Source organism: Formosa sp. S-31, assembly GCF_051172795.1.
Lineage (GTDB): Bacteria > Bacteroidota > Bacteroidia > Flavobacteriales > Flavobacteriaceae > Formosa.
This window is the reverse complement of sequence record NZ_JAENDK010000002.1, coordinates 323,401-349,226: the sequence shown is the minus strand read 5'-3', so window position 1 is coordinate 349,226 and position 25,826 is coordinate 323,401. Positions and strand designations below refer to the sequence as shown.

Sequence of the window (25,826 nt, the reverse complement as noted above, 5' to 3'; positions counted from 1 at the left end):
AATTCCAATATTGACAAGACAAAAAAACCTCACAAAATTGTGAGGTTTTAATCTGCTTTTGTATTTTAATTAGCGGTTGTTATAATGCAACATCCTTGGCTGTTTCGTAATTAAACAGATAATCTACATCCATTTCTTCTACTTCGCCTAATTTACGTAAGGCATTAAAATCGATATCTTTCTTATTTCCTATAACCATAATATTGTAATGCTCACCCTTAATATTTTCATTAAAGAAGTTCATTAAATCATCTATCGTCATATTCTTTATAGTATAATACATTTTTTCACGGTTATCGTGATCAATCCCTAACTTTTTTAAACGCTCATAATTCCAGAAAATATTGGCTTTTGTTATACGCTGCGCAGCTATTTTTTTTAAAGCTGCGTCCTTTGCTGCCTCGAATTGCTTTTCTGCTTGTGGCATATCAGACATTAATTCCATCATTGCACTTACAGCCTGATCCATCTTATTAGCTTGCGTACCAATATAAGCCGTTACGTAATTAGACTCATCCTGTCTGTCTGCTGTATCATATCCAGCATACGCCGAATACGCCAGAGATTTAGATTCCCTGATTTCCTGAAATACTATTGAAGATAAGCCGCTACCGAAATACGCATTGAACAAATTAGCCGCTGCAAGATTCTCAGGATCGAAAGGTTTGCCTTTGGCTAAAAAGATCATTTCTGACTGAACCATATCGTAATCTACAAAATACACATGACCTCCTGTTTCTTTCTCCTGGAACGTCATCGGTTCTGGATATTCCTGCAATACTTCAGGTATCTTATGATGTTCATTTAAAGCATTTACAGCCATTTGGTAATCCTTACCATAATAGAAAATACGTTGTTTATAAGCTCTTAAATCTTTAATTATATCCACTAGTTCCTGTGGATCCTGAGCTTGTAATTCAGACGCTTTATTGATATTTCTTAAACGTGAATGCTCTCCATACTTCCCGTAATTTACCAAACCATTTCTTAGAATGTTTCCTTTCTCTGTTTTACCATCTTCTCTACGTTTTAAAATGGTTTCCACATATTTGGAATAGGCTTCCGAATCCGCTTTTGCATTTATCCATAAATCCTCCAATAATACTAATCCCTTAGGTAAGTTCTCTTTTAATCCACTTAAACCAACATATGTAACATCGCTATTTGCACTAACGTAATAGTTGATTCCAAGTTTATAAAACTCCTTTTTAATGTCTTCCGCTGTTTTACTGTCAGTCCCTAAATATTCCAAATACCCCACTGCTAAACTTAACTTTTTATCATGATCGCTTCCCATATCGAAAATGATATTTAAATTGAAGAGGTCGTTGGTTTCATTTTCAATGTAATCTACCTGCAGACCATTCTGTAAAGTCGTTTTATTTATAGCTTTATTGTAGTCTACGTATTTAGGTTGTAATGGTTCCGGTTCTATAGCCTGGAAATCGATTAAATACTGAGAACTTTTATCTCGGTTTAAATTTACAGGTGTAATTCCGGGATTTTCAACTTTTACAACATTAGGATCCTCTCCTTTACGTTTATAGGTTAACACATAATTGTCCTTATAAAAACGATTGGCAAACGTCACTAGCTCTGCCTTAGAAATATCACGTAAGGATTCTAAAAAGGCTACTTTATCTGACCAGTTTTGATGATGTATAAAAGCATTATAATACGCCGATGCTAAAGCGGTGCTGTTTTCGTATTCTCTGGTCTGACTCAGTTTTAAATCGTTAATAACCGCATCAAGCAACCATTCATCGAATTCACCTTTTTTAAGTTTTTCAATTTCCTGAAACAATAACGTTTTAACATCGTCCAGGCTTTGTCCCGATTTAGGTACACCGTAAAATTGATGAAATCCATAATCGTTTAAAAACATAGCTGAACTTCCTGCCGATTGGACCATTTGCTTCTGATTTAAATCCAGATCAATTAATCCTGCCTTACCATTGGCTAAAATCATATCGGCAAGGGTTACCAGTTTTTCATCTTCAGTATTTATACCATTACTTCTAAAAGCAATACGTATATTTTCGGATGTTGGTCCGAAAACTTCCTTCACGATTGGTGCTGTAATTGGCGCTTCTTTTGGTAATTCCGGATGTTTTACATCTTTACGTTCTAACGTTCCAAACGTAGTATTTACTGCCTGAATAGTCTTATCGAAATCTAAATCACCTACCAGCACCATAGCCATATTATTTGGCACATAATAGGTGTTGAAATAATTATTTATATCAACTAAAGACGGGTTTTTAAGATGTTCCGCCGTACCAATGGTTTGCTGCTGTCCGTAAGGGTGTGTCGGGAACAAACCATCTAACATAGCCGTGTAAACTTTTCTGCCATCATTATCCTGAGTCCGGTTAAATTCTTCAAAAACAGCTTCTAGTTCGGTATGAAATAATCTTAAAACCAAAGTACTGAATCGCTCACTTTCAAGATCCAACCATTTATTTAATTCGTTTGCCGGAATTTTATTTTTGTAAATCGTTTCTTCAAACCAGGTATGTGCATTGGTTCCTGTAGCTCCCATACCGTTAGTCATTTTATCATACTCGTTAGCTACAGCATAGTTTGATGCTTCTAAAGACACTTCATCTATCTTTCGGTAAAGTACTTCTTTTTTATCTTCATCAGTTTCGGCTCTGTGGGCTTCGTATAAATCGGAAATTTCCTGTAGATATGCCTTTTCCTTTTCCCAATCTAAAGTACCAATCTTATCGGTGCCTTTAAACACCATATGCTCTAAATAATGCGCAAGACCTGTGGAATTACTCGGGTCGTAATTAGATCCGGCACGAACGGCAATATAAGTTTGTATTTTAGGCTCGTCATCGTTTTTACTTAAATACACTTTAAGACCATTATCTAAAGTGTATAATCTAAGTCCGGTAGGGTCGTTCTCTACAGTCTGATACTTGAATCCATTAGCATCGGAGTGTTCTACAGTGGTCGATTTAATTTCTGTTATAGTATCGTGTTGTTTACAACTGATGTTGAACGTTACGATAATGCCCAGACAAATCAGAGTTTTAATTGGCTTCATACATTTTGGGTTAGAGTGAATAAAAAAATCCGTTAACAATTTAATGTCAACGGATTTAATATAAGTTTTATTTATAAAGATTTTAACAAAAAGCTAAACCTGTACACTTATACAGAAGCTACGTTTGCTAAAACTTCAGCAACTTTTTTACCTATTTCTGCAGGAGAATCCACTACGTGAATACCACAGTCTCTCATAATAGCTTTTTTAGCCTGAGCAGTATCGTCGCTTCCACCTACAATAGCACCTGCATGTCCCATAGTACGCCCTGCAGGAGCAGTTTCACCAGCAATAAATCCTACTACAGGTTTAGTACTTCCACTAGCTTTATACCAATTTGCAGCATCAGCTTCTAATTGTCCTCCGATTTCACCAATCATTACTACAGCTTCTGTCTCAGGATCGTTAATTAACAATTCAACAGCTTCTTTAGTAGTCGTTCCGATAATCGGATCTCCTCCAATACCAATTGCAGTAGTAATACCTAAACCTTGTTTTACAACCTGGTCTGCTGCTTCGTAAGTTAAAGTTCCTGATTTTGATACAATACCTACATTTCCTGACTTAAATACGAAACCTGGCATAATACCTACTTTAGCCTCTCCTGGAGTAATAACACCCGGACAGTTAGGACCAATTAAACGACAATCTTTTCCTTTAATATAATCGGCTGCCTTAATCATATCGGCAACAGGAATACCTTCTGTAATAGTGATAATAACTTTAATTCCAGCATCTGCAGCTTCCATAATCGCATCTGCAGCAAAAGCTGGCGGAACAAAAATGATAGTAGTATCTGCCTGTACCTGATCTACAGCATCTTTTACAGTATTAAAAACTGGTTTATTTAAATGGGTCTGACCACCTTTACCAGGAGTTACACCTCCAACTACATTTGTACCATATTCAATCATCTGACCAGCGTGAAAAGTACCTTCACTACCAGTAAAACCCTGAACTATAATTTTTGAATCTTTATTTACTAAAACGCTCATTTTTGTTAATTTTTTATTTTAAAAGCTTTACAAATGTAAAGTTTATAACGTATTTAAAAAGAATTTTTTCTACTTTTCTTTTAATAATTAAACCTGTTTTTAACTTAATTATTATTATTTACCTTTTAATTTTTCGAAAACCTCAGGAAGTCGTTTTACAAATGCCATACCTTTTAAATACCCCCTTACTTCTTCTGCCGGTGTACCCCAATAGGTTATTCCTCCTTTTATACTTTTAGTGACTCCCGATTGAGCCATTACTACAGCTTTCGTTCCAATCGTTATTCCGCTCGTAACACCAACCTGTCCCCAGATTGTTACCTGTTCTTCTACAATTACACAACCTGCAATCCCCACCTGTGAAGCGATTAAACACTTTTTACCAATTACAGTATCATGCCCAATCTGAATCTGATTATCGAGCTTAGAGCCTTCCCCGATAATTGTATCACCGGAAACACCACGGTCTATAGAACATAATGCTCCAATATGTACATTATCCTTTACGACTACACGTCCTCCGGATTTTAACTGATCGAATCCTTCCGGACGATTTTTATAATAAAAAGCAGAAGCGCCCAAGACGGTACCAGAATGTATTTCTACATTATCACCAATTATCGTATCATCGTAGAGACTTACATTAGAGTGAATAATACAATTATCACCTATTTTCACATTATGTCCTATAAAGCAATTAGGCTGAATAACAGTATCCTTACCAATAATGGCACTCGAAGCAATAGATTTGCTAGCGCCCTTAAAAGGTTTAAAATGTTTGGTAAGTAAATTGAAATCTCTAAAAGGATCATCTGAAATCAATAAGGCTTTACCTTCCGGACAGTCCACTTTTTTGTTAATTAAAACTATAGTGGCTGCAGATTGTAAAGCCTTATCGTAATATTTAGGATGATCTACAAAAACAATATCACCTGGTTCTACAACATGAATTTCATTCATGCCCAGAACAGGGAAGTCATTCGGACCAACAAATTCACAGTCAATTAATGATGCTATTTGTTCTAAAGTATAAGATTGTGGAAATTTCACAAGCCTTATTCTTTTACGCGTTCCTTATAAGTTCCTTTTTCAGTTTCAACTTTAATTTTGTCACCTTCATTAATAAATAGAGGTACATTTACAGTTGCTCCTGTTTCAACAGTTGCTGGTTTTGTTGCATTTGTTGCCGTGTTTCCTTTAACACCAGGCTCTGTTGCGGTTACTTCCAAAATAACACTTGCCGGCATTTCAACAGAAAGTGGCATACTGTCTTCAGAGTTGATTAAAACAGTTACAACTTCACCTTCTTTTAACAATCCAGGATTATCTAAAGCATTTACGCTTAAAGTAATCTGAGTATAATCTTCCACATTCATAAAGTGAAAAAGATCTCCCTCTGGATATAGGTACTGGAATTTATGTGTTTCTACACGAACATCATCTAATTTATGTCCTGCAGAAAAGGTGTTATCTATTACTTTACCTGTAGTTACACTTTTTAATTTCGTTCTTACAAAAGCAGGTCCTTTACCTGGTTTTACGTGTAAAAATTCAATTATTTTAAAAATATCATGATTATATCTGATACATAATCCATTTCTGATATCTGATGTTGTTGCCATTATTTATTTAATTTGATTTAAAATATCCTTTCATTATTCCGCGTTGAGAGTCTCTAATAAACTGAAGAATCTCATCGCGTTCCGGAGTGGCCTCCCACTCTGCTTCTATTATCTCTACAGCTTGTGTATTGTTGTAGTTTTTTTGATACAACACACGATAAATATCCTGTACTTCTCTTATTTTTTCAGTTGAAAATCCTCGTCTTCTTAATCCTACTGAATTAATACCAACGTACGATAATGGCTCTCTTGCCGCTTTAACAAACGGAGGCACATCTTTTCTTACCAATGATCCACCCGTTACAAAGGCATGATTACCTATAGAGCAAAACTGATGTACTGCCGTCATTCCTGCAAGTACTACATAATTTCCAACATTAATATGCCCGGCTAAAGTACTGTTATTAGAGAAAATACAATTATTACCTACTATACAGTCGTGTGCAATATGGCAATACGCCATTATTAAACAATTATCGCCTATAACTGTTTTCATACGGTCTGAAGTCCCCCTGTTAATAGTAACACATTCTCTAATGGTTACATTATCACCTATTATGGCCAAAGTTTCTTCATCATTATATTTAAGATCCTGAGGAACGGCAGAAATAACGGCTCCTGGAAAAATATTACAATTTTTACCTATGCGAGCACCTTCCATAATGGTTACGTTACTTCCTATCCAGGTTCCTTCACCAATTACAACATTGTTATGAATAGTTGTAAATGGGTCGATTACAACATTTTTTGCAATTTTCGCACCGGGATGCACATATGCTAATGGTTGATTCATCTATATATTTATTATTTAACTTTAGAAATTTGAGCCATTAATTCGGCTTCTGCACATAATTTACCATTCGCATAAGCATAACCTTGCATATGACAAATTCCTCTTCGTATTGGTGTAATCAGGTCACATTTAAAGATTACCGTATCACCTGGTACTACTTTCTGCTTAAATTTAACATTGTCAATTTTCATAAAGAAAGTTAAGTAGTTTTCAGGATCCGGTACTGTACTTAGTACAAGTATACCTCCGGTTTGTGCCATAGCCTCTACAATTAAAACTCCCGGCATTACCGGTGCGCCCGGGAAATGACCTGCGAAAAACGGCTCGTTCATGGTCACGTTTTTCATTCCTATAACACCTGAATCCGTTAATTCAAAAATTTTGTCAATCAATAAGAATGGTTGTCTGTGCGGCAACATATTCATAATTTGATTCACATCCATTAACGGCTCCTGATTTAAATCTATTACCGGTACGTTATTTCGACGTTCGTTCTTTATAATTTTAGACACTTTCTTGGCAAACTGTGTGTTTACAAAATGTCCTGGTTTATTAGCAATAACCTTTCCACGAATTTTAGTTCCAATCAGGGCTAAATCTCCAATAACATCCAGTAATTTGTGTCTTGCGGCCTCGTTTGGATGATGCAAGGTTAAATTGTCTAAAATGCCGTTAGGTTTAACTGCGATGCTGTCTTTATCAAAGGCTACTTTTAGTTTTTCCATTGTTTCTGCAGATAATTCCTTATCCACATACACTATGGCATTATTTAAATCGCCACCTTTAATTAAACCATTTTCCAAAAGCATTTCAATTTCATGTAAAAAACTAAAAGTTCTGGAATCTGAAATATTGTCCTTAAAATCGGAAATCTGATTTAAGGTAGCATTCTGAGTTCCTAAAACTTTAGTTCCAAAATCTACCATGGTAGTAATCTGATATTCCTTACAAGGCATCAGTAAAATTTCGCTACCCGATTCCTCATTGGTATAAGCAATAACATCGGTTACCACATATTCTTCTCTAAAAGCGTCCTGTTCTACGATTACCGCATTTTCAAGAGCTTCTACGAAAAACTTGGAGGATCCATCCATAATCGGAGGTTCTGCAGCATCTAATTCTATAAGAACATTATCTAAATCTAACCCGACTAAAGCTGCTAATACGTGTTCACACGTTTGAATTACCACGCCATTTTTTTCCATTACCGTACCGCGTTCGGTATTGGTAACGTAATTAGCATCGGCTTCGATTACAGGAGTTCCTTCAAGATCTAAACGCTTAAAGGCAAATCCAAAATTTTCTGGAGCTGATTTAAATGTTAAAGTCACATTTTTTCCAGTATGAAGCCCAACCCCATTTAAAGACACTTCTTTTTTAATGGTTTTTTGCTTGATTTCAGTAGTAACTATAGCCATTATTTTTTTTCTATTTCGTTTATTACTTTTACTAGTTTAGGTAAGTTTTTAAAGTGGACATACGATTTATTATAGTCCGTTAAAGTAAAGGCCGGAGAGCCTTGCAGTATTTCGTTATCTTTAACACTTTTATTTATTCCGGATTGCGCCTGGATCTTCACATTATTTCCTATAGAAATATGCCCTACGATACCAACCTGACCTCCAATCTGGCAATTTTCGCCAATTTTGGTTGAGCCTGCAATTCCTGTTTGCGCCGCAATAACCGTATTTTTTCCGATTTCTACGTTATGTGCTATTTGAATTTGATTATCCAGCTTAACGCCTTTACGAATTATTGTAGACCCCAGAGTTGCCCTGTCAATAGTTGTGCCGGCACCTACGTCCACAAAATCTTCCAGAATTACATTTCCTATTTGTGGCACTTTATCATATTCACCATGTTCATTAGGTGCAAATCCAAATCCGTCAGCTCCAATGATAGTTCCTGAATTGATAACACAGTTTTTACCAATAACACAGTCTGAATACACTTTAGCACCAGAAAAAAGCACGGTATTATCTCCTATAGTTACATTATCGCCAATGTAAGAATTCGGGTAAATTTTTACATTATTTCCCAGACTTACATTTTCACCTATATAGGTAAATGCGCCTATATAAATATCTTTTCCCTGTTTACAGGATTCAGCTATATAAACCGGGTGCTCTATTCCCTGCTTATTCATTTTCACACTATTATAGTATTCCAGCAATTTCGAAAATGCCTTATAAGCATCATCTACTTTAATTAATGTGGTTGCTATATCGTGTTCAGGCTCAAAAGTTCTGTTAACTATTGTTACAGAAGCCTTTGTAGTGTATATATGTGATTTGTATTTAGGGTTAGCCAGGAAAGTAAGAGCGCCTTCTACACCCTCTTCTATTTTAGATAATTTAGACACTTCTATTTGCGGATTCCCCACAACATCACCGTCTAAAACACCTGCTATTTGTTCTGCTGTAAATTTCATCGTGGCAAAAATAGGAAAAATGTACTAAAGTTTGACTTTAGGATAACATATAAAATATTTAGTAACAGGTTTAGATAAGGCTTTCAAATTTAATTGATCGGAGGCTTTTACAATATCTTCAATCTTACCCGATTTATGCAAAATGTTTATATGCTGTCCTTTTTGCTGATAAGCCTGATTAGAAATTTCGCCTGTAAACACAAAATATTCGGCCTCGTCTTCACTTATATTGTATTTAGTTGTTAATGCTGAAATATGACTATGCAATAGTTCCTTCTTTATTTTTTTCTTTTTAAGCTTAATGGTGAGTAAATCTCTGTTCAAAATCATTTCACATAGATTTTTCAAAACAAAATCATCGTGATACTGCCACTCTTTCATAGCAGAAACAATATCGTAATCGTCCAATTTGCTAAAGGTTTCTAGAGTCACCACATTAAAATTAGTTTCCGAAATTTCCTGATTTAAAAAATAGGACAAAGCCCGACTCGCTTTTAAGTGCACCCCTTTATGTGCCAATTCTTTTGCGCGCTTTAACACCCGAATTAAAAGCTGTTCGGCCACCAAACCTGTTTTATGCAAGTACACCTGCCAGTACATTAACCTTCGAGCAACAAGAAACTTTTCTACGCTGTAAATACCTTTATTTTCCACTACAAGTTCATCGTCTACAACACTAAGCATCGTAATTAAACGTTCGCTGTTTATATTACCCTCTGCCACTCCGGTATAAAAACTATCGCGCTTTAAATAATCGGCCCGATCCATATCCAGCTGAGAAGAAATAAGCTGACACATGAAATTTCGGGGGTATTCCTTTTTAAAAACAGAGATGGCTAAAGTTAAACTTCCGTTAAATTCATCATTCAAATGCTCCATAAATAACAGAGAAATCTGTTCGTGCGACACCCCGTTTACGATACTGTGTTCCATAGCATGAGAAAACGGTCCATGGCCAATATCATGTAAGAGAATTGCAATATAAAGCGCTGTTTCTTCGTCTTCAGAAATTTCAACACCTTTAAAACGCAGCACATTAACCGCTTTTTGCATTAAATGCATACAACCTATAGCATGATGAAATCTGGTATGATGGGCTCCCGGATATACCAGATACGACATGCCCATCTGAGTAATTCTACGAAGTCTCTGGAAGTATTTATGTTCTATTAAATCGAAAATTAACGAATTTGGTATAGTAATAAATCCGTAAATTGGGTCGTTTAATATTTTTAGTTTATTCATCTAAAATGTTTAATTAGCACTTCAAAACAAGCTTCAAAATAGTAAAAAAAATCGCAATAGCATTGCAAATATAACGATATGAACAACATAAATATACTTTGGGTAGATGATGAAATTGATTTGTTAAAACCCCATATTTTATTTTTAGAAAAGAAAAATTATAAAGTAACAACCTGTACCAGTGGCACCGAAGCTTTGGAAGTATTGAACGAGCAGGTTTTTGATATCGTATTTTTAGATGAAAACATGCCGGGGTTAACCGGACTGGAAACGCTTAACGAAATTAAAGAGAAAAACCATAATCTTCCTGTGGTTATGATAACCAAAAGTGAGGAAGAGTACATTATGGAAGAAGCCATTGGTAATAAAATTGCCGATTACCTGATAAAGCCAGTAAATCCCAATCAGATTTTATTGTCACTTAAAAAAAACCTGGATCACTCCCGACTAGTTTCCGAAAAAACAACTTCAAATTATCAGCAGGAATTTAGAAAAATAGCTATGGATCTCGCCATGGTAAATTCTTACGAAGACTGGGCTAATCTGTATCAAAAACTTATTTACTGGGAAATTCAGTTAGAAAACATTGAAGATCCGGGTATGATTGAGATTCTCGAATCTCAAAAAACGGAAGCTAATTCCCTTTTCGGAAAATTTATTGAAAAACATTACGAAGACTGGTTTTCTCCTAACTCAGATGCTCCAACTATGTCGCATACCTTATTTAAAGAGAAGATAGTCCCTCAACTTTCTAACGACCAACCTACTTTACTGGTCGTTATAGATAATTTAAGGTACGACCAATGGAAAGCTTTCGAACCTTTTGTAACAAATTATTACAAAAAAGAATCAGAAATTCCGTTTTACAGCATTTTACCTACAGCCACCCAATACGCCCGTAATGCTATATTCTCGGGGCTTATGCCGGCAGAAATGGAAAAAATGCATCCTGAATACTGGAAAAACGACACCGACGAAGGTGGGAAAAATTTATATGAAGCCGAATTTCTTGCCGCTCAACTAAAGCGACTCGGTTTATCTCATTTAAAACATGAGTACCATAAGATTACCAGCATGAAATCGGGCAAAAAAATGGTTGACAACTTCAGAGCAATGAAAAACAACGACCTTACTGTAGTTGTTTACAATTTTGTAGACATGCTGTCTCACGCCAAAACCGATATGGATGTAGTAAAAGAACTCGCAGCTAACGATAAAGCCTACCGCTCTTTAACACAAAGCTGGTTTAAAAATTCGCCTTTGTTCGAAATTATTCAACAGGCACAGCAATTAGGCTTTAAACTCATTTTAACTACAGACCACGGAACCATAAATGTGAAAAATCCTTCCAAAGTTGTTGGCGATCGCGATACCAGCTTAAATCTACGCTACAAAACAGGAAGAAGTCTCAGCTACGAAAGCAAAGATGTATTGGAGGCTAAAAATCCTAAATCAATTCACCTTCCGTCTATTACCATGAGTAGCTCTTTTATTTTTGCTAAGAACGACTTGTTTTTTGCTTATCCTAATAATTACAATCATTATGTGAGCTATTACAGAAATACCTATCAGCACGGAGGCGTTTCTCTGGAAGAAATGATTATTCCTTTTATTGTATTAAATCCGAAATAAAATTTATCAAAAACTGCATTTAAAACGCTGCAAAAAAAAGCATTAGCAATTTTAATTTATAATACTTATAATTGCATACATATACTATGCCGATAACAAAAGAATATAATCTGAATGAGCTTGAGGAGGTTGCCAAACTTATATTACGGGAGGCTACGTCTAAAATGTTGCTCTTTTATGGTGAAATGGGTTCTGGAAAAACCACTTTAATTAAAGCTTTAGTAGAAGCTTTGGGTGGCACCGACGAAGTAAGCAGCCCCACTTTTTCTATAGTAAATGAATATCAGGTAAATAACGATTTGGTTTACCATTTTGATTTGTATAGAATAGAAGATGAAGAAGAGGCTTACAACTTTGGTATTGAAGACTATTTAAGCTCTGATGCCTGGATGTTTATAGAATGGCCAGAACGTTTAAAAGATTTGCTTGAAGAAGAACAAAGCAATAGTATTGGTATTGAAGTAAAAAATAATGAAACGCGAATTTTAAAATTTTACAATAACGAAAGCCAAAATACAGCTGAAATTAAATTGTTTAATTAATACGAGTAGTTTTTACGGTAAAACCGTAACACTCAAGCCTTAAAACACGTTATTTTAACATAATTTTAACATTTTAGCGGATTTTTAATCTATGCATTCCATATATTTGAATCATTAATTAATTAATCCCTTAAAATTATGAAAACTAAAAAGTACGTAATCGCATTCGCGATTTTTGGAGGCATGTTATTTACTGCTCAGGCTGCAAACCTAATTAACTTAGATGACCAACAAGCACCACAAATCGAAAGATGGAGAATTAAAGTTCCAACGCACGGATAATAGAAACCTTATATTAGGGAGTATTATCGCAACGTTTATTGCTGCTACTCCTTATTTGTTCTATTTATACGAAAGTGTTCCAGATACTAAGATCTGGGACACTTTTTTATTTACATACGACAGTAAATTCTACGGGAGTGTATATGTTGTAGCTTGGACAATTACAGGAAAAATCATCCCTCTATTATTAATGTTCATTTGGTTTTTCACCTGTAGACATTGGTGGTATCACGTATTAATTGTACCTATCGCCATGTTTTCATTTCAGATATTTACCATTTTAAATGATGATCTTCAATATGTAGACAGTAACCAGATTTACTACCTTATTCCAATAATGGCCATCATTATCCCGTCCATATATTTAATACGTGCACAAATATTCAACGAGGTTAGCAATGCCAACCAAAGCATGCAGGAATTGGAAGACGAATTTAAAATAAGTCCAAAGGGGTTCTTCGGTAAACTCAGGGATTATTTTTAATTTCCTTAAAAACTTTAAGATATTTATTTGTAATTTGACCTTCTATTTTAGCGTCTAACAAATATGGCTATTTCGTTTTCACCTTTTACACAGCAACAACTTATTCCTCAGGAAGAAACACTTGAGATTTTAAAACACAAGGGCAATTTATTTATTGGTATTCCTAAAGAAACAGCCTATCAGGAAAAACGAGTTTGCCTTACTCCAGACGCCGTATCTGCCTTAATTAACAACGGGCATAAAGTACTTTTAGAATCGGGGGCTGGTTTAGGTGCTAATTTTACGGATAAGGATTATAGCGAAGCCGGAGCAGAAATCACTAAGGATACCGCTAAAGTATTTTCCTGTCCAATGATTTTAAAAGTGGAACCCCCTACTCTGGATCAGATTGAACTTATCAATCCGCAAACCATTTTAATTTCGGCATTGCAATTAAAAACGCAAACCAAAAAATACTTTGAAGCTCTGGCAGCTAAACGCATTACTGCTTTAGCTTTCGAATTCATTAAAGATGATGATGGTCATTATCCGGCTGTAAGATCTTTAAGTGAAATAGCTGGTACCGGAGCTGTTATAATTGCTTCGGAATTACTATCAAATATTAATCAGGGTAATGGTTTATTATTCGGTAATATTTGTGGTGTTCCGCCGGTGGAAGTTGTAATTATCGGAGCCGGAACCGTGGGTGAATTTGCAGCAAGAAGTGCTATTGGATTAGGAGCTAATGTCAAGGTATTCGACAATTCCATTTCAAAATTAAGACGCATACAAACCCATTTAGGACGCCCTATATATACATCTACGTTACAACCTAAAAATTTAACCAAAGCATTAAAACGCTGTGATGTTGCCATTGGTGCGGTAAGAGGAAAATCGCGTTCTCCTATTGTTGTCGATGAAAAAATGGTAGAGAGTATGAAAACAGGCGCTGTTATAATCGATGTCAGTATCGATATGGGAGGTTGTTTTGAAACCAGCGAGGTTACATCTCATAAAAACCCAACCTTTAATAAGCATAATGTAATACATTATTGTGTGCCAAATATTCCGGCCCGTTTTTCCAGAACAGCCTCTATTTCAATAAGTAACATATTCACCCCTTATCTTTTAAAAATTGCGGATGAAGGCGGATTAGAAAATTCTTTAAGATTTGAGAAAGGTTTAAAAAATGGGTTGTACTTTTATCACGGCATTTTAACAAACCGTTCGGTTGGAGAGTGGTTTAATTTAAAACATAGTGACATTAACCTTTTAATTTTTTAAATGACTTTATTTCAGCGTATTGGATATTATCTTGGCGGATTTTCTATAGGATTAATTATTCTGGCATTTTTTCTCAGTGGAAAAAAAACATCCTGTAGCTACGGGCCGGAATCGCGTGTTCTAAAAAACATTAATTCCAAAAACGTCACATTTTCCGAAGCAGCTCAGGCAGTTATAACAGAGAAACATCTGGATACCGTTGTCGTAAACCATATTTTAAGAAAAGGTGATGTGGATTTCTCAAAAAGTGATACAAAATCTGAACCTTGTAAAACCTATGTTTTAAATGGTACCTCAAACAAAAAGGCCATAAGTTTAACCGTAAAAAACTGTGAAACCACAGCCACTGTAGAACATATTACTGTGCAAAACTAACGCCCTAACTCCCTATCGTTTTCACGTTTGAAAACAATTAAAACAAAATAATTTCTTTACTTTTAAGAGCGTTTTAGTTGCACACTAAAATGATTATCACAGCCTTAAAATGTAAAGTATATGGATTTTAAAACAAACTCTATAAAGCTAATCGCTTTAGCTTTATTCTGTATCGCTTGCAGAACCGAACCTAAAACCAATGCTGTTTCGGAAATAAGCACTGCGGATACCATTAGCATACAATCTGAAGAAAAATCAACTCACCCACTTCAAGACAGCGTTGATTCAAAATATACCCCATCCAGTGTAAACGACGAACTCGCCCTTAAAATAGAGGTGTATATTAAAACTAAAATGCTTACAGCAAATGAAATTAATATTATCCCTGCAGAACAGCGTAAATTTCAGTTGTACCAGACAGATTTAAACGGAGATGGTCAAAATGAAATTCTAATCAATTTCATGACGTCCTATTTTTGCGGTTCGGGAGGCTGTACTATGGTTTTATTAGATCATAATTTTAATGAAATCACCAATTTTTCAGTTATGCGAACTCCCGTGTATGCCGAAACTACTACAAAGAATGAATGGCGCATTTTACTTACGCGATCCCAAGGTGAATTAAAAGCATTAGTTTTTAATAATGGCACCTATCCTTCCAACCCTTCCGTGGTAGAAAAAGCACCTTATGACGCTCCTAGTGGTCACGCCGAAATTATGTTCGATGACACTTTTAGTCCTGCTAAAACATATACTTTTTAACAGAAAACCATATCTTTCAAATACACCTATTTTAATCAAAAAACTCACAATCTAACACCTATGACTTCTATATCAAACCTTAAATTTAAACTTAAGGTTACTGTTTACATTTTCATATTTATTTCTTTTGGTTTTACCGGACACTGCGCAAATGGCATCTGGTTTAGTCCCGCAACGCAAACAGAAATAGCTTACACGGTTACGGATTCTAAAACACCCCTAAAAGATGCTACAGGCAACTATATAACTATAGTTTATTTGGAACATCTGGCTATAAAAAACCTTAGCGGTTTTTCCAATACCGAAAATAAAAACTGGTTATTAAAACAAGGGTATCGAATTATTACTTTGGACTATAAAAATCACCCTAAAACAGTTTCTCCTCTAATTAATCAGGATATTACAGCCATTAACCAGGAATTAGCCAACGGAAAATTCTTGACGACACTACAATGTTCTAATTATAAAAGCTATATTTTATTTGAAGGTTACCGGATTGCCAGAGATATAGATTATTTTAAAGATAATCCTGAGGTTTATAATACACCTGCTGAGTATAAAGCGGGAGACATGCTACATATGGATATCATTTATCCTGCAAACCCGAGCCATCCGGTTCCTGTTGTTTTATCCTTTTCTTATAGTAATAGTTACGCGTTCTATGATAAAAATTTAAACAGACTAAGTGATGCTGGTAAAGATTTACGCTTACATTTGCCATATACCTTAGCGGGATTTAAAGATTCTATACTTGAAGGAGCCCCCGCCAGTGGCATAGCATGGGTCATTGCCGATCATCCTAAGTACTGCCCCTGGGGTAGCGGTAAACCCGTGAACGGCCCCAATGATGCCTATAAATCATTTGAAAGTAATCCTGATACCGCTCAAAAAGTAAAATCCGCTATCCGTACATTACGAACTAAAGGTGCTATGTTAGGACTTTCGGGCCAAATTGGAATTTATGGCTTTTCACGAGGCTCTACAGCGGGTTCTATGGCACTTGGCACTAAATCTGTACTGGAGGTCAATCAAGCCGGCTTTTATCAAAATACTGACGATCAGATTCAAGCTGCAATATTAGGTCCTGGTGTATTCGATTATACCATTATTTATAATACTTTAAATGACGGTGATAAAAATTTAGAACAACGCTGCCCTTTGGTATGGGGAAACTTAAAACAAAATTACAAGCTTTGGAAAACCATGGGCTCTGAATATCTCATTGAAAGCTCAAAAACGCCTCCCGTACTCCTGTTTTACAATACGACCGATGATGCCTATTACGGTGAGCAAATTACGCATCTTAGAGTAAAATTAGACCGATTAAACATTACCAATACCCTTTTAAAAGATTATGGTAAAGGACATTCTGTTCCTCAAACTCCAGAAGATTTAAAAATTCTATATAACTTTTTAAAAGCGCATTTAAATCCTCCAAAAGTCAATTAGAAACATAAAAAACAAGGTTAAACTAAATTAGTTTAACCTTGCTGCTATTAATCTACCCGTTTAACACTTTAAAAACTTAAAGTTATAACGTAAGGAATATCAATTTATTTTAAAATAAAGTCAGAATTTCTAAAGCCAGGGGCCTTTGTTAATGTTATAGAAGAAAGAAAATGAAATTCTGACTTTATATGTTAGATTTAATCATTTATTGGGGAAAACGATACAAACTAAACTTTTAATGTTTTTAAAGGCGTGCCTTCAGTTATTACACTCGGCTTTTTAGATTTTGAGATTGATACTTTCATTAATATTGAAATAATTAAAGCAACCACAAAAAATACCGAAAATACCATTAACGTACTGTCTAATGATCCTGTACGATCTTTAACCCAGTCGTAAACTGTCGGTCCTACAACGCCGGCCACTGCCCAAGCTGATAAAACCCGACCGTTTATTACACCTAAACTTTTGGTTCCGAACAAATCGCCAACAAAAGCAGGTAACACGGCATAGCCTCCGCCATACATGGAGATTACTAAAAACAACACACTTAAAAATAACCATTCCATACCAATTTTTGGCAACATATAAAAGGCTACAATCTGAATTAAGAAGAACACAATAAAGGTATTATCCCGGCCTAAATAATCTGATAAGGTAGACCAGATTAAACGACCTAAACCATTAAATATTCCTATAAATCCAACTATGGCAGCAGCTTCCAGAGGTGTATAGTTCAACATTTCCTGCATCATAGGACTGGCAGCAGCAATGAGCGCAATACCACAGGAAATATTAATAAACATCATGGTCCACAAGTACCAGAACTTTTTAGATTTTATAGCCTCGGAAGAACTTATTTCTGTAGCAACAGCATGTTGCTCTTCTTGTTTAGGCGGCACATAACCATCGGGTAAATACCCTTCTGGCGGTGCTTGTAAATACAGCGAAGACAAGACTATTATAACCGCATATAAAGCTCCTAAAGTGTAAAATGTTGGTGCCACACCTAAATGTTCAAAAAGGGTTTGCATAAACGGTCCGAAAATAAGAGCCGAAAATCCGAATCCCATAATCGCCATGCCCGTAGCCAGACCTTTACGGTCTGGGAACCACTTTACTAAGGTGCTAACTGGCGCAATATATCCTAAACCTAATCCTACACCACCAATAACTCCATAAAAGATGTAAAATAAAGGCAGGGAATTGAATTGCGCCGCCAGTCCAGCACCAAATATCCCTAAACCATAGCAAAGTCCTGCTGTAATACCACTTTTTCTAGGTCCGACACGTTCTACCCATTTTCCTAAAAAGGTGGTCGTTAGTCCTAAGAATAAAATGGCCAATTTAAAGGCCCATTTAATATCGCTGCCTTCCACACCAAACACCTCTTTTACCGGGTTGGTCATAACCGAATACGCGTAAATGGAACCTATTGATATATGAATGCCTATTGCCGATGCCGCAATAAGCCATCTGTTTTTTAGTTTGTTTGTCGACATGGAGTTATTTGTATTAATTTACTTTAACCTCTTTAAAATAATTTTGAAGTACAGCAACAGCACGGTCTATTTCTTCTGGGGTATTCTCTCTGGCATCTTTCAATTCGTAGTCCCAACCCAGGGCTTCCCATTTGTGTACTCCCAGTTTATGATAGGGTTGTAATTCTATTTTCTCTATTGTTTTATAATCTTTAAAATGCGCACCAAGTGCATGCAGTAAGTCCGGAGAATTTGTTATTCCAGGAATTAAAACATAACGCAACCACATAGGTTTTCCTGTAGCTTCACGCTGAGCTGCGTAATTAAAGCTGATTTCTTTATTTTTTGCAGCTACCAGTTTTTGAAACCCTTCTTCGGTCATATGTTTAATATCCAGCATAACCAGATCGGCATAATCGTGAAGTGTTTCTGTAAAATGGTTTAAAATTCTACCATTAGTATCTATGTTGGTATGAATTCCTTCTTCTTTAAGACGTTTAAAAAACGGAATTAAGGCCTTGGCCTGTAATAAAGGTTCTCCCCCGGAAACGGTAACACCACCTGTGGTTCCAAAATACGGTTTCATTTTAACGGCACGATCAACTAAGGTTTCGATCTCATAAGTTGTTCCGCCGTGGGTATCAATCGTATCAGGATTGTGGCAATACTGACACTTTAATTTACAGCCCTGCAAAAAGATTACAAATCGTATGCCGGGACCATCGTGAGTGCCAAAAGATTCTAAGGAATGTACCTGGAGTGTGTGAGTTATTGGTGTTTCCATTGTAATGTTATTTAATTATAAAATTAAAAAAAAGGTGCTCAGGACATTCAGGTAAGAAATAAAATTGCCGTTAGCCAAGTCTGAAAATAATTACCTGAACGCTACTGAACACCTTTAATAAACATTACATGGATTCATGGAACGATCTTGAGATCACTTCCATTTGTTGTTCACGAGTTAATCTGATAAAGTTAACTGCGTACCCGGAAACACGGATTGTTAATTGTGGGTGTTCTTCCGGATTGACCATTGCATCTAAAAGGGTGTCTTTGTTTAACACATTCACATTTAAGTGTTGTGCGCCTTTTTCAAAGTAACCATCCAGAGTGGCCGATAAATTTACTATCTGATCTTCTACTGTAGCTCCTAAAGATTTAGGTACTATAGAGAATGTATTTGAAATACCGTCTAAAGCATCTTCATAATTCAATTTAGACACTGAGTTTAATGATGCTATAGCTCCGTTTTTATCGCGACCATGCATTGGGTTAGCTCCTGGTGCAAAAGGTATACCTTTAGCGCGTCCGTCTGGAGTAGCCCCTGTTTTCTTACCATACACTACGTTAGAGGTAATAGTAAGTACAGACATTGTTGGTTCTGCGTTTTTATAAACTGGTAATTGTTTTAATTCATTATTAAAGTCTGCGACAGCATTGGCAGCTAAAATATCTACACGATCGTCGTCGTTACCATAGGTTGGGAATTCACCTTCGATTTCAAAATCTGTAGTTAACCCTTGCTCGTTACGAATTGGTTTTACTTTCGCATATTTAATTGCTGAAAGTGAATCGGCAACAATAGATAATCCGGCAATACCATATGCGATATTAATATCTGGATTCGTATCGATTAAAGCCATCTGAGATTTTTCGTAGTAGTATCTATCGTGCATGTAGTGAATAATATTCATAGAATCGTTATACACTCTTGCAATTTCTTTCATCGCTACTTTAAAGTTAGCCATTACTTTATCGAAATCTAAATACTCATCGGTATACTCAGGGATGCCTGCAACCACTTCTTTACCTGTATTTTCACAACGTCCGCCATTAATCGCTAATAATAAAGTTTTAGCCAGGTTGGTACGTGCGCCAAAGAACTGAATTTGTTTTCCAATTTCCTGGTAAGACACACAACAAGCAATACCGTAGTCGTCTGAATTACGACTTGTACGCATTAACTCATCATTTTCAAACTGAATTGAAGAGGTGTCTATAGATACTTTAGAACAGAAATCTTTAAAGTTCTGTGGTAAATCTTTAGACCAAAGTACTGTAATATTTGGTTCTGGTGATGGCCCTAGGTTGTATAAGGTATGTAAGAAACGGAAAGACGATTTTGTTACTTTTGTTCTTCCATCCTGGAAAATACCACCAATGGCTTCAGTTACCCAGGTTGGATCTCCTGCGAAAATTTCATCGTATGCCGACATTCTTAAGTGACGAACCATACGAAGTTTCATAACAAACTGATCGATATATTCCTGAGCTTCAGCTTCAGTAATTAAACCAGCTTCAAGATCTCTTTCAATATAAATATCTAAGAAAGAAGACACATTACCTAAAGACATTGCAGCACCATCCTGCTCTTTTACAGCCGCTAAATACGCCATATACGTCCATTGAACGGCTTCTCTTGCTGTTTCTGCAGGACGACCAAGCTCTAACTCGTAATAGTTACCCATGGTAATCATATCCTGTAGCGATCTGATTTGCTCAGACACTTCTTCTCTTAAACGAATAACATCGTCTGTAAAAGGTCCGTTTATATTAGCTAAATCTTTTTGTTTTTCAGCAATTAAGAAATCAATACCATATAAAGCCACACGACGGTAATCTCCAATAATTCTTCCACGTGCATAGTTATCTGGTAATCCGGTTACAAAACCTAACGAACGGAATTTTCTGATTTCATCATTATACGCATCAAAAACACCATCATTATGGGTTTTTACATATTTAGAAAATAATTCAGTGATCTTATCGTTAGCCTGTAAGCCTTGCTCCTCTAATGCTTTTTGCACCACTTTAAAACCTCCAAACGGTTTCATGGCACGTTTTAAAAGCTCATCGGTTTGTAAACCTACAATTGTTTCGTTGTCTTTATCTATATATCCAGCCTGAAAAGCACTTACTCCTGAAATAACATCGGTATCTACCGAACGTACACCATTATTCGCGCGTTCCTCTTTCATTGCAGCTTTACAGATATCCCATAAAGTTTCTGTTTTCTTAGTTGGTCCAACCAAGAAATCGCTGTTTCCGTAATAAGGTGTAATGTTTTTAAGTACGAAGTCACGTACGTTAATACTGTTATTCCAAGCTCCGGCCTGGAAGTCTTTTGCTTTTTTCTCTTCTCTTATTAACTCTGCTGTTTCCATATAATGTTTATTTTGTTAATTAGAAATCCATTTATTAACACAACAAATGTACCTCAGGAGTCCTTTTTAAAACATGAACTTTGTCATGTTTCAAGATTCAGCAGTTATTATAAGTCATTACAACGTTTTAGTAAAATTAGAAGGAATTCAAATTAAAAGGGTTGATTTTAAATTATTTAAACAAAATTCAACAAACCCCTAAATAACACTAAAAAAAGATTGATTTTTATTGCGATAAATATAAAAAGTTGAAAAATTCTTAATTTTTTCACAATTTTTATCATTTCAGACACACTAAACTTACACCATTAATTTTCAAACGTTTACGTAAATTACACAACAAATTAAGTTTCATTAATTTAAAGTAATTTAAACATAAATATTGAAACACTTTTTTAAAATTTAAGTGCTGAAACAATCGGTTTTTAAACCGAATTATACTCTGTGAAGATGAGGAACAAATAGCCTATTGGCCCCGGAAAAATATAACGGTACTAATTGTTTTTACTAAAATATTTAAATCCAGAAAGAACCCGCGATGTTTTATATAATACAGGTCGTATTGTAATTTTAATAAACTGTCGGCAACGGTTTCCCCATAACGTACTTTAATCTGAGCCCAGCCCGTAATTCCGGGCTTAATCATATGTCTGGCTTCGTAAAACGGAATAGTTTCCGATAAATCCTTAACAAATTCAGGACGTTCAGGACGTGGACCGATTAGACTCATGTGTCCTTTTAAGATATTTATACATTGCGGAAATTCATCTAACCGTGTACATCTTAAAAACCTTCCAAAAGCAGTCACACGTTTATCGTTTTTACACGCCCATACTGCGCCGTTTTTTTCGGCATTTACCACCATGGTTCTGAATTTAACGATATTAAACGGCTTTCCATGTCGCCCTACGCGTTCCTGTGTATAAAATAAAGGACCTCGGTTTGCAAAAAGATTTCCCAGGGCAATAAAAGGTATTAACAGCACACAAAACAAACAGCCTACAACGGCAAAACTAATATCGAAAATCCAGCGTTGTAACAAATACAGTTTATTGTGGTTGTTTCGGCTAAACGGAAAATATTTATAAAAGTCTTTCCCTAAGTAATGTACAGGCACTCTTCCAGTCATAGATTCGAAAGCGTGTGTGTATTCTTTAATTGGAAACCCTTTTTCGAGCAGACACATTAAGTCGTGATATAAATGCGGAGTAATTAATTCGGCGTCATAGGCTGCCACAATAATTTCAGATACATGTTCTTCTTCAATAATACGATGAAGATCTATTGAATTAAAAGCTCTGGTATTTTGTTGTGTATACGTGTTTTCCGGCTGACAGTTAATAAAGCCCACGATATTATAATTTGGGTCTACACTTTTAAAAGACTTTACAATATCATCGATCTGTTCCGGTTCTCCTACCAGCAGTACATGCTTAAAAAACCGTGGACTCGCAATAAGGGTAATATATGCCGAACGCCAAACCATGATTCCACCTAAAATCCCAAGAAAGAAAAACAGAATCTGAATCCGCTTTTCAGGTAAAAACGGTGTAAAATAAGGCGTTAACAAATAGAAACACACCACGACCATCGTAGTCATAAACACATTAGGTAAAGTGCTTTCGAAAACACTGGACTTCTGCAAATCGTAAATTTCGAATACCGTACCAAAAATGGTAATATAAACCACTAAAACAAGTACCCACAACCAGTTCTCGTTGGAAATGGTAAAATAATCAAAATGGAAATAATAACTTAAGCCAAACAGTACAGAAAGTACTATAAAAATATCTACCAGACGCAACAAAATCTTTCGCTCGGAGATATTAAAAGAGATTTGATTTTTGGGCATAGGTTAATTAGTTGGTCTTCATAAATATATGTGATTTATTGACCCGTTCCCATCGCAAACACTCCGGATTCGATGTACGACTAAAATTTTCGTTATGCCGCTGAATTTCAATTATGAAGTTTTTAAAACTTTATAAATTTTATTACGGACTTACGGGTTTCCGTAAGAAAATGTAATAGTATTCTTAAATCTTTGTCATCTAAAAATCTTATTTTATGAAAAAACCAGTTTTATTTATTGCATTATGTTTAAGTTTAATTTTATCAACAGCTTGTAGTAATTCTACATCAGATGAATTTGAAGAAGCGAATGGAGACGTGAAAGAAAAATTATTAAAATCAGTAACGGTAAACTCCAACGGAGATTACAATGAAAGTCGAACTATAACCTTGACATATAATAATCAAGGCGCTCTAAGTACAATTAGTAACGGCGAAGAAAGTAGTGTACTTATATACGAAAACAACTCTTTAACTAACATAACAGGAGGCGGTGAATCCGCATCGATTGAAGATATTTCTGATTCGCCCTATGATGCTTTTGAAACAGGCATTCCTTTAGAATATGATAATAATGGGAACCCTACTTTAATTGAGTTCATAGAAGAATCATATGATTACGAAACCGATAGCTATTATAACAAAGTATACACAGCAGAAGTATCATACGATAAAGCTCCAAACCCTTATTATTACACCTTAGAATCTGCTGGAATAATTTCAGCGATGGATAAGATTAAATTAAACTTTAGTTTAACAAGTAGTCCAGAATTAGTTAAAGCAAAAAGTCTCTTTCCTGTAAACAATCCGTCACAAATCATATATAAAAATAACGAAGGAGATTTATTATTAACACTAACAGCTAACTACGATTATGATGACGAACAATACCCTGAGACAGCCACAATAACAGCTGTGAGTACAGAATATAATGAAACCTCAATTGTAACTGCTATATACTCGTATTTAAAATAATCGAATTTAAATTGAGTATTAAATACTGAATTGCTATATAAAATATGCAATTCAGTATTTTTTTTATTGCCCTGTTCAAACCATTTTATTCCGTATTTTCGTCTAAATTTCAAGTTATATGACTCTGGTTCGCACAGATGCTTTAAATCCCGATTTTGTAGGTCTGGTACGTTTATTAGACAGCGATCTCGCTAAACGCGATGGCGAAGAGCATGCCTTTTACCATCAGTTTAACGGTATCACCCAATTAAACCATGTGGTACTCTATTATCAGAACGGTATTCCTTTAGGTTGTGGTGCTATTAAACCCTTCGATAAAGACACTATGGAAGTAAAGCGTATGTACACCGCCCCGGAAGCGCGTGGTAAAGGTATCGCCTCTGCTATTTTAAGCGAACTGGAAGCCTGGGCAGCAACTCTGGGTTATAGCTATTGCATACTGGAAACCGGCATTAAACAACCCGAAGCGATAGGCTTATACACCAAACAAGGCTACAGTGTTATTCCTAATTATGGCCAGTATGAAAATGTAGCAAATAGTAAATGTTTTAAAAAGACCTTAGGACAATGAAACCAATACTAAGCATATTAGGCTGCGGCTGGCTGGGACTTCCTTTAGCGAGTCATTTAATTGAAAAGGGATATACAGTTAAAGGGACTACAACAACACCAGAAAAACTGGAGCTCTTAAAAACCAAAGGAGTTGAACCCTACCTATTTCAATTGGAGGTTGATTCGAGAATACCTGCAGGTTTCCTCGATACTATAACTTTAATTATTGCGATAACCTCTAAAAACATCGATGGGTTTAAAACGCTGATTACTGCCATAGAGTCCTCTACAATTAAACAGATTATTTTTATTAGTTCTACCTCGGTGTATCCCAACACCAATGGTGTGGTTACAGAAGACACACCTGTTCTGGATACACCACTTGCACAAATAGAACAACTGTTTATTAACAACCCTAATTTTAAAACCACCATTATTCGGTTTGCCGGACTATTTGGAGGCAGCAGACACCCGGGAAACTTTATGAAACCCGAACGTCCTGCCAGTAATCCGGAGGGCTATATTAACCTGATTCATCTGGACGATTGCATTGGCATTATTACTAAAGTCATACAGACAAATACTTACAATACTATTTTTAATGCCTGTTCTGATACGCATCCTACACGTCGCGAATTTTATACAAAGGCAGTTTTACAACAAGGACGCCCCGCACCTGTATTTAACGAAAACTCGTCTAACAGCTACAAAATTGTAAGTAATGCTAAAGTAAAACAGTTATTAAACTACAACTTTACACATTCAGATTTAATTAATTATATTTCAGCATTATAAAACATATAAAGGCAGTTTAAAACAAATTTTAAACTCGCGCATATAATTTATTATTACGCTGTCCTAATTATCTGTAAA

General features: G+C 35.6%; 22 protein-coding genes. 10 read left to right on the top strand and 12 right to left on the bottom strand.

Annotation, left to right across the window (positions count from 1 at the left end):
- Positions 1 to 79: 79 nt before the first annotated feature.
- From I3217_RS01705 to I3217_RS01670, 8 genes are all read right to left on the bottom strand, one after another.
- Positions 80 to 3,055 carry a M16 family metallopeptidase gene (locus I3217_RS01705; RefSeq protein WP_435047996.1) on the bottom strand — a complete coding sequence of 992 codons (2,976 nt, stop codon included), beginning with the start codon at positions 3,053 to 3,055 and terminating at the stop codon, positions 80 to 82.
- Between the two features lie 107 nt (positions 3,056 to 3,162).
- Positions 3,163 to 4,050, bottom strand: coding sequence for a succinate--CoA ligase subunit alpha (gene sucD / locus I3217_RS01700; RefSeq protein ID WP_435047995.1), 888 nt, complete (start codon positions 4,048 to 4,050; stop codon positions 3,163 to 3,165).
- 114 nt (positions 4,051 to 4,164) lie between these two features.
- On the bottom strand, positions 4,165 to 5,100 hold the full coding sequence (locus I3217_RS01695; protein WP_435047994.1) for a UDP-3-O-(3-hydroxymyristoyl)glucosamine N-acyltransferase: 936 nt from the start codon (positions 5,098 to 5,100) through the stop codon (positions 4,165 to 4,167).
- Positions 5,101 to 5,105: 5 nt separating this feature from the next.
- Positions 5,106 to 5,672, bottom strand: coding sequence for an elongation factor P (gene efp / locus I3217_RS01690; RefSeq protein ID WP_435047993.1), 567 nt, complete (start codon positions 5,670 to 5,672; stop codon positions 5,106 to 5,108).
- Between the two features lie 7 nt (positions 5,673 to 5,679).
- Positions 5,680 to 6,465 (bottom strand): acyl-ACP--UDP-N-acetylglucosamine O-acyltransferase, encoded by a 786-nt coding sequence (gene lpxA / locus I3217_RS01685; protein ID WP_435047992.1) that lies wholly within the window; start codon positions 6,463 to 6,465, stop codon positions 5,680 to 5,682.
- 11 nt (positions 6,466 to 6,476) lie between these two features.
- Positions 6,477 to 7,883 carry a bifunctional UDP-3-O-[3-hydroxymyristoyl] N-acetylglucosamine deacetylase/3-hydroxyacyl-ACP dehydratase gene (locus tag I3217_RS01680; protein WP_435047991.1) on the bottom strand — a complete coding sequence of 469 codons (1,407 nt, stop codon included), beginning with the start codon at positions 7,881 to 7,883 and terminating at the stop codon, positions 6,477 to 6,479.
- On the bottom strand, positions 7,883 to 8,896 hold the full coding sequence (gene lpxD / locus I3217_RS01675) for a UDP-3-O-(3-hydroxymyristoyl)glucosamine N-acyltransferase (RefSeq protein WP_435047990.1): 1,014 nt from the start codon (positions 8,894 to 8,896) through the stop codon (positions 7,883 to 7,885). Before lpxD ends, I3217_RS01680 begins: the two co-directional genes overlap by 1 nt.
- A gap of 24 nt (positions 8,897 to 8,920) precedes the next feature.
- The gene (locus tag I3217_RS01670) at positions 8,921 to 10,141 is read right to left on the bottom strand and encodes an HD domain-containing protein (protein WP_435047989.1); all 1,221 of its coding nucleotides are present in this window, start codon (positions 10,139 to 10,141) and stop codon (positions 8,921 to 8,923) included.
- 78 nt (positions 10,142 to 10,219) lie between these two features.
- Between I3217_RS01670 and I3217_RS01665 the strand changes: the two genes are divergently transcribed.
- From I3217_RS01665 to I3217_RS01635, 7 genes are all read left to right on the top strand, one after another.
- Positions 10,220 to 11,773, top strand: coding sequence for a response regulator (locus tag I3217_RS01665; protein ID WP_435047988.1), 1,554 nt, complete (start codon positions 10,220 to 10,222; stop codon positions 11,771 to 11,773).
- Positions 11,774 to 11,859: 86 nt separating this feature from the next.
- Positions 11,860 to 12,315, top strand: coding sequence for a tRNA (adenosine(37)-N6)-threonylcarbamoyltransferase complex ATPase subunit type 1 TsaE (gene tsaE / locus I3217_RS01660; protein ID WP_435047987.1), 456 nt, complete (start codon positions 11,860 to 11,862; stop codon positions 12,313 to 12,315).
- Positions 12,316 to 12,538: 223 nt separating this feature from the next.
- Entirely contained in the window at positions 12,539 to 13,081 is a 543-nt protein-coding gene (locus tag I3217_RS01655) for a hypothetical protein (RefSeq protein ID WP_435047986.1), read from the top strand.
- A 63-nt stretch (positions 13,082 to 13,144) separates the two neighbouring features.
- The gene (locus tag I3217_RS01650; protein ID WP_435047985.1) at positions 13,145 to 14,344 is read left to right on the top strand and encodes an alanine dehydrogenase; all 1,200 of its coding nucleotides are present in this window, start codon (positions 13,145 to 13,147) and stop codon (positions 14,342 to 14,344) included.
- The gene (locus tag I3217_RS01645) at positions 14,345 to 14,719 is read left to right on the top strand and encodes a hypothetical protein (protein WP_435047984.1); all 375 of its coding nucleotides are present in this window, start codon (positions 14,345 to 14,347) and stop codon (positions 14,717 to 14,719) included. It begins immediately after the preceding gene.
- Between the two features lie 120 nt (positions 14,720 to 14,839).
- Positions 14,840 to 15,481, top strand: a complete 642-nt coding sequence (locus I3217_RS01640) for a hypothetical protein (RefSeq protein ID WP_435047983.1) — start codon at positions 14,840 to 14,842, stop codon at positions 15,479 to 15,481.
- 60 nt (positions 15,482 to 15,541) lie between these two features.
- A complete protein-coding gene (locus tag I3217_RS01635; protein WP_435047982.1) occupies positions 15,542 to 16,930 on the top strand; it encodes an alpha/beta hydrolase family protein in 1,389 nt (462 codons plus the stop codon).
- A 227-nt stretch (positions 16,931 to 17,157) separates the two neighbouring features.
- Here the strand turns inward: I3217_RS01635 and I3217_RS01630 are convergent, their stop codons facing one another.
- The 4 genes from I3217_RS01630 to I3217_RS01615 all read right to left on the bottom strand — a co-directional run bounded on the left by I3217_RS01630 (position 17,158) and on the right by I3217_RS01615 (position 23,427).
- Entirely contained in the window at positions 17,158 to 18,432 is a 1,275-nt protein-coding gene (locus I3217_RS01630; RefSeq protein ID WP_435047981.1) for an L-lactate MFS transporter, read from the bottom strand.
- Between the two features lie 13 nt (positions 18,433 to 18,445).
- Entirely contained in the window at positions 18,446 to 19,195 is a 750-nt protein-coding gene (pflA, locus tag I3217_RS01625; protein ID WP_435047980.1) for a pyruvate formate-lyase-activating protein, read from the bottom strand.
- A gap of 124 nt (positions 19,196 to 19,319) precedes the next feature.
- On the bottom strand, positions 19,320 to 21,575 hold the full coding sequence (pflB, locus tag I3217_RS01620; protein ID WP_435047979.1) for a formate C-acetyltransferase: 2,256 nt from the start codon (positions 21,573 to 21,575) through the stop codon (positions 19,320 to 19,322).
- A gap of 466 nt (positions 21,576 to 22,041) precedes the next feature.
- Positions 22,042 to 23,427 (bottom strand): sugar transferase, encoded by a 1,386-nt coding sequence (locus I3217_RS01615; protein ID WP_435047978.1) that lies wholly within the window; start codon positions 23,425 to 23,427, stop codon positions 22,042 to 22,044.
- A gap of 215 nt (positions 23,428 to 23,642) precedes the next feature.
- Here I3217_RS01615 and I3217_RS01610 point away from each other — a divergent pair, with 215 nt between their 5' ends.
- From I3217_RS01610 to I3217_RS01600, 3 genes are all read left to right on the top strand, one after another.
- Positions 23,643 to 24,401 (top strand): hypothetical protein, encoded by a 759-nt coding sequence (locus tag I3217_RS01610; protein ID WP_435047977.1) that lies wholly within the window; start codon positions 23,643 to 23,645, stop codon positions 24,399 to 24,401.
- Positions 24,402 to 24,519: 118 nt separating this feature from the next.
- On the top strand, positions 24,520 to 24,972 hold the full coding sequence (locus I3217_RS01605) for a GNAT family N-acetyltransferase (protein ID WP_435047976.1): 453 nt from the start codon (positions 24,520 to 24,522) through the stop codon (positions 24,970 to 24,972).
- Complete coding sequence (locus I3217_RS01600; protein ID WP_435047975.1) at positions 24,969 to 25,748, top strand: SDR family oxidoreductase; 780 nt, start codon at positions 24,969 to 24,971, stop codon at positions 25,746 to 25,748. Before I3217_RS01605 ends, I3217_RS01600 begins: the two co-directional genes overlap by 4 nt.
- Positions 25,749 to 25,826: the final 78 nt, after the last annotated feature.